Source organism: Blautia sp. HCP3S3_D9 (genome assembly GCF_052063845.1).
Lineage (GTDB): Bacteria > Bacillota > Clostridia > Lachnospirales > Lachnospiraceae > Blautia_A.
In genome coordinates, this window is record NZ_JBQHWS010000269.1 from 1 (window position 1) to 1,466 (window position 1,466).

At 43.3% G+C, this 1,466-nt stretch carries 1 protein-coding gene; it reads left to right on the top strand.

Annotated elements, in window-relative coordinates; genetic code table 11:
• Window positions 1-130 precede the first annotated feature (130 nt).
• Window positions 131-1,450, top strand: a complete 1,320-nt coding sequence (locus ACTNES_RS20795; protein ID WP_441040570.1) for an IS701 family transposase — start codon at window positions 131-133, stop codon at window positions 1,448-1,450.
• Window positions 1,451-1,466 lie beyond the last annotated feature (16 nt).

Below are 1,466 nucleotides of genomic sequence, written 5' to 3' on the forward strand. Positions count from 1 at the left end.
ACACCACTTTACAACTTTTTGAATAAAAAATATCGTACAGGGACTTTCTGATGTATAATAAGTTTGCGACAACTATTACAAAGGAAAGTGACCCTGTACGACAAACTCATTATACAACGAAAAGAACCTGATTGGTAGACTTCATCGATATTTTTTAGCTTATTTTGATACTTTTTCTGCACCTACGGCAGATACTTTCTTCCTGTTGGTGCTCTCCATACTGGCTATGGAATCCGCTCATTCGATCCGATTCCTGTACCGGCATTTTCTTTCCGGCATTACGGAAAAATCATTGAATGCCTTTTATTATGCCTGCTCCTATGCCAAAGTGGATTATTCCAGGTTCATGAATGTGACTGCCTCCATGGCTCTCAGACTAATTCCCGAGAACCTGCAGTCTCAACCGGTTTTCGTCTGCATTGATGATACCATGGTCTCAAAATTCGGTAAAAAATTTGAGGATGTTTCAAAGCTTTTTGACCATGCAGCACACAATGGCTCCAATTATCTGAACGGACACTGTTTTGTAAGTCTCATGCTCTGCATTCCGGTCTGGAAAGATGGACGGATTGTGTATCTGTCTGTCCCTCTCGGATATCGTATGTGGCAGAAAAAAGAATCCAAACTGGAACTTGCTGCATCCATGGTACGTCAGGTGATGCCTGCTTTTGCTTCACAAAAAAATGTGATCATCCTCTGTGACAGCTGGTATGCAAAGAAAAACCTGGTATGTATTGTAGACGAATATCCGAACCTTGACCTGATCTGCAACGCGCGGTATGACTCTGTCATGTATGCCCCTGCACCTCAGAGGACCGGCAAACGTGGCAGACCGGCAAAGTATGGAGAACGTCTCTCTCCGGACAAAGATTTTTCACTTTCCGATGATAAGATTGGTGATTATTACATCGGTGTACGCCGGGTTCTCACCAACATCTTCGGGTATCGGGAAGTCCTTGCCTACGTGACATCCGCAGAAAAGGAAAACACCTCCAGAAGGCTGTTTTTCAGTACCATTTTCCCGGAACAGATGCAGATTTTCTGTGCCTGGCAGGAAAAATCTCCGCTGAATCAGACGGGAAGTGACCGTATGAAGTATATTCCCCTGTTCTGCTACTCTTTCCGCTGGAACATTGAAGTAAGCTATTATGAGCAGAAGACCTTCTGGTCATTTTGCAGTTACATGGTGCGCAGCCGGAAAGGAATAGAAACACTGGTGAACCTGATCAACATCGCATACTGTGCCATGAAGATTCTTCCTTATCAAGATGAAGCATTTGTGAAATACCGTACCGAAAGTGTGCAGGAATTCCGTTTTGTTCTCAGTGAGCAGATTCGGGCAGAAGTATTTTTTGCTGCTTTCGTACAAAACATCGAAAACAGTATAAAATCAAATGCTGTTGTAAAAGCCCTGAAGCGGCTTATTCAGCAAAGGGGCACTCATTTATAAAAGTTGTAAACTGGTG